We start from the raw sequence: 4,656 nt of genomic DNA on the forward strand, positions 1-4,656 counted from the left end.
CTCTTGTACATTGCATAGCCTATTTTACAAGTATTTATTCGGAATATCAAATCATGGTTCAGAAAATATTTATCCTCTCGAAAAGGTTCTTTGGTGTACCAACGTTCTTTAATTATGCAATGGCCGATGGTATTTTTGAACTTCTAAAACATAGCAGGAAAGGTATTGCCGAATTTAAAAGCAGAATTGGCCCTCATCATGACCAGTTTCAACTTTCTTTATTCCCTGATTAAAATTTTGAGGAAACTCCAGTAATATCCGGGAATAACACCTTTTTACCCTAAAATAGTTGCATTTTTATAGAAAACCCCGCAAGTCGGGTTAAGAAAAAAACGGTAATATTGTCAGTCCATTTCGTTCTTTGAACCATTACTGAGCATGGGGTCAATATCACCGGAATGGTGGGGCAGCATCACCGGAATATCCACTTAAGCATATACAAATTTGATGAATCTGTTGGAAAAATCCCTATGGATTACCTCCAATTAAATTAATATATAGCTGTCGTAGCCATCTAAGAGAATGAATTGTGAGGTTGTTCTATTGTTTGTTTTTAGCGCTGCTCCGTTTTTTGAAAGGGAATGTTTCGTTAAAAACCTCAAAAAATTTTTGTGAATTTAAAAAAATTAATAGTTTTGGTCAACCAATGTTTGGTCGCCCAAGGAATGGTTGGTCAGAATATGTTTTTCATACTTCTAATTATGGCAAGTATTGCCCAAAGGGAATAATCAGTTATTAAAACCTGCTGTGAGGGAATAGTGTAAATTTTAAAAGGGAGTGAATGACTAAAATGAATTACGAATTTTAAAAAGAACATCCTACGCATTGTCTTTATGAATGTAGCTATGATCCTTTAATCAGTGAAAAAGGCACTTTATATCTACCCTTAAAAAGACGGTCTCAGGGACAAAATGTCTTTCAGAAAGGTAAAAAAATCTAAATGTTTAAATTTTAATGAAATGAAGTATTTAGTGGTTTTATTGTGTTTGCTGGCCTTGGGTGGAATCACCCAAGGCAAACAAACACAATATGGTGTCGATATTCCAGAGGGTTTTCAGGACGATATTGATGTAGTGTATAAGGTGGTTGAAGGTTGGCAAGGCAAACTGGATGTATATTATAATAAGAGTTCGAAAGAGCCAACTCCGCTAGTCATCAATATTCATGGTGGAGGTTGGAATCATGGTGAGAAGGAATCACAGAGGGGATTCAACAACTTTTTTAAAAATGGGTTTGCCGTGGCTAATGTTGAATATCGCTTGGTTGACATCGCTCCTGCACCTGCCGCAGTTGAAGATGTTCGTTGTGCGTTACTGTATATGATCAGGCATGCTGAAAAATATAATATTGATACCCAGAGAATTGTTCTAATGGGTGCGTCCGCAGGAGGACATTTGGCTTTGATGGCAGGTCTTCTGAATCATAATTCGCTGTTTGACAATGACTGCGATAAAGTCGACATACCATTTAAAATCGCAGGAATTATTAATAAGTATGGGGTTACTGATTTGACACCGGTACCAAAGGGAGACTGGAATTACAGTTCGGTTCTAAAATGGCTGGGAACAGGCAAAAATAGTGTGGAATTTGCTGCTTCCGTTTCTCCGATTTCTTATGTTGACGCTGATAGCCCTCCGGTATTTATAGTTCATGGAGACGCAGATCCAATCGTTCCTTATTCTCAGTCTGTTATTTTACGAGAGAAATTAGAGAATTTCGGAGTCGTTTCTAAATTTATAACAGTGGAAGGTGGTGGCCATGGGAAATTTTCCCGTGAAGACAAATTAATGATTAATCGGTCCATCATTAGTTTTTTAAGAGAAATTAAAGTTATCGAATGAGATAAGAAAGTGCGATTTTGATTATGAAAAAAATAATAAAAAAATATTGATGCTAACATTAGCGATAACACTACAGTTGGGGTGTTATTTGGCTAGTGCATCAGAGTATAAGGTATATTCTGCGGCAGGTATCACAGCTTTACCGACTTTGCAACCTGGTGATGTCGTAATAATGGTAAATAAGGTCTGGTCGAATGAGAATATAGTTTTTGAAGGGCTTGGAACGGAAGAATCTCCAATAATATTTAAGGCCTCAAACCTTAGGACAAGTGGTTCTTACAGGTACTTCTACCTTAGATATAGCAGGGAAATATCTGAAGGTTGAAGGTTTTAAATTCATGGGAGGGAACGCTTCAGGGAGTTTAATTGAGTTTCGTCAAGGATCGAAACTCGCTCATCATTGCAGACTAACCAATGTGACAATCAAGGACTATAGTCCTGCTGATAAGAGTGTGGACTCTAAGTGGGTTTCACTCTATGGGACCTTTAATCGTGTCGATCATTGTTCATTCTCTGGGAAAACCAATTTGGGAACTACATTAGTTGTATGGATGGATGAAATTCCAGATAATCATTTGATTGACCACAATTATTTTGGTGTCAGGCCTGAGTTGGGGATGAATGGTGGGGAAACAATCCGGATCGGGACCAGTGCTTGGGTTGAATATTCTTCCAATACAGTTGTCGAATATAATCTTTTTGAGGAGTGTGACGGAGAAGTCGAGATCATTTCAAATAAGTCAGTCGGAAATCATTATCGTTTCAACACGTTCAATAACTGCAACGGATCCCTAACACTTCGTCACGGTTCATATTGCAAAGTTTATGGCAATTTTTTCTTTGGTGGAGTTAATAAATATTCAGGAGGTGTACGAATAGTCGGAGAAGGCCATGAAGTGTACAACAACTACATGCAAGATTTGAATGGGTCATCCTATCGAGCTGCTATCTGTTTGATTAATAGTATACCGGATTCCCCAGTGTCAGGTTATTATCAAGTCAAAAATGTAAAAGTGGGATTCAATACGATTATTAACTGTAAACAGCCGATTGCTATCGGAGCAGGAAAAGACGACAGTAAAACATTACATCCTGTAGATAGCTACATTGTGAACAATTTGATTAAAGCAAGAACTGGTTATTCGGTAATTGAAGACTATGATATTACCACGGGAATTATATGGGATGGTAATATTTTTGACGGGGAGGAATTAGGAATTTCTCAAGTTAGTGGGATGACGAATGCGGAGATTGAGGTTGATGACTCAGGAACATTTTATTGACCTGTGGCTAATAGTGTTACTATTGGAGCTGCTACCTCGAGCATGGAACAAGTTGAAAGAGATATAGAAGGCCAATTGAGACCACAAAATGGTCGTGATGTTGGTTGTGATCAAACTTCAGATGACCTGGTAATCAACAAACCTCTGTTTAAAGGTGATGTTGGAGCTAATTATTTTAATTCGACATCTGTAGAGAAATCTCAGGTGGATGATATAAAAGTTATATCAGGTTTTGACGAAGTAACGATTGTGTTTCCTTCTAACGAAACCAGAGATGTCTGCGTTTGGACCATTGACGGACGAAAAATTAGGCAAATATATAGTAATGATATAGCCTGCGTTTTTCACAATACAAAAAGCTATGGGTTGAAGATCATTGCAGTTAAAGAGAAAACAAGGTCTTAATCTCTTAAAGTTATGTTATAGCTCTGTGTTATTTTTGTTGTACACATGCAATTTTCGGATATTTAGTTTTATTTACATAAGCTTATTATCAATTGAAAATACTTCTGTTTCTAAAATAAGTTCAAATTCAAAACATTTATTATGAATAAAATATTATTTTCAATAGTACTCGTATTTATTGGTCTATTTAATGCTCAAGCAACTATACAGTTACCTTCCATATTTTGTAACAACATGGTTCTTCAGCAAAATGCTAATGTTAAGATATGGGGAACTGCTAATTATGGCGAAAGATTAACGATTGTAGGTGGTTGGTCGGACAAAGAATATTCTGTCAAAGCAGATAAAAAAGGGAATTGGTTAACAAATATTGGGACCCCTGAAGCTGGCAGCCCATACACGCTGACTGTTTCCGGAAGTGCAATAATAACTTTTGATAATGTTATGATTGGAGAAGTTTGGTTGTGTACCGGACAGTCTAATATGGGATTTACGGCCCAAAGTGGATTGATGAATGGTGACAAAGAAGTCGCTGCTGCCAACTTTCCAAATATTCGTTTCTTTAAAGTTCAAAGAGCTCAGGCTGATAAGCCTCAAAATGATTGTATTGGGCAATGGGTGGAATGTTCCCCTGAAAGCATGAGAAGATTTAGTTCTGTAGGGTATTTCTTTGGTCGAGAATTACATGAACAATTAAATGTACCGATTGGATTGATCGAATCAACTTGGGGTGGTACGTCGATTGAATTGTGGACTCCTAAAGAAGTTATTTATAAAGATCCTGTTGCACATGAATCTGCTCTAATCGCTACCAAATGGCCAATCGAGAATGTGGGCACAATGTTTAATGCAATGATTTATCCACTGATTCCATTCCGGATTGCAGGAAATATTTGGTATCAGGGAGAATCTAATCGATATAATATTTCCGGATATTCGCATTTAATGGGATTGATGATTAATGCATGGCGAACGTCCTGGGACTATGAATTTCCGTTCTTTTATGTGCAAATTGCACCTTTCCGATACAACGAGCCATATACAGCTGCTTTAATTCGTGAGCAACAGTTACAAGCCATGCTATCATAAAATTCTGTATTCCAGTCAGATGGGTTTAGAATATTCAT

Annotated in this window: 5 protein-coding genes and 1 pseudogene; all 6 read left to right on the top strand. The window is 37.2% G+C overall.

Going from position 1 to position 4,656, the window contains the following annotated elements; all coding sequences use genetic code 11:
* The coding region (locus ATH1_RS21960; protein WP_010422847.1) for a hypothetical protein at positions 1 to 233 on the top strand (233 nt) is incomplete at its 5' end.
* A 726-nt stretch (positions 234 to 959) separates the two neighbouring features.
* Complete coding sequence (locus ATH1_RS0113975) at positions 960 to 1,841, top strand: alpha/beta hydrolase (RefSeq protein ID WP_029164136.1); 882 nt, start codon at positions 960 to 962, stop codon at positions 1,839 to 1,841.
* 49 nt (positions 1,842 to 1,890) lie between these two features.
* The gene (locus tag ATH1_RS22815; protein WP_010422851.1) at positions 1,891 to 2,166 is read left to right on the top strand and encodes a chondroitinase-B domain-containing protein; all 276 of its coding nucleotides are present in this window, start codon (positions 1,891 to 1,893) and stop codon (positions 2,164 to 2,166) included.
* Positions 2,099 to 3,124: pseudogene (locus tag ATH1_RS20170) on the top strand (polysaccharide lyase 6 family protein); the annotation flags it as partial. The gene ATH1_RS22815 and the pseudogene ATH1_RS20170, both read left to right, overlap by 68 nt.
* Positions 3,125 to 3,166: 42 nt before the next feature.
* Positions 3,167 to 3,529 (top strand): hypothetical protein, encoded by a 363-nt coding sequence (locus ATH1_RS0113990; protein ID WP_029164137.1) that lies wholly within the window; start codon positions 3,167 to 3,169, stop codon positions 3,527 to 3,529.
* A gap of 141 nt (positions 3,530 to 3,670) precedes the next feature.
* Positions 3,671 to 4,618, top strand: a complete 948-nt coding sequence (locus ATH1_RS19550; protein WP_010422857.1) for a sialate O-acetylesterase — start codon at positions 3,671 to 3,673, stop codon at positions 4,616 to 4,618.
* Positions 4,619 to 4,656: the final 38 nt, after the last annotated feature.

Source organism: Anaerophaga thermohalophila DSM 12881, from assembly GCF_000191885.1.
Taxonomy (GTDB): domain Bacteria; phylum Bacteroidota; class Bacteroidia; order Bacteroidales; family Marinilabiliaceae; genus Anaerophaga; species Anaerophaga thermohalophila.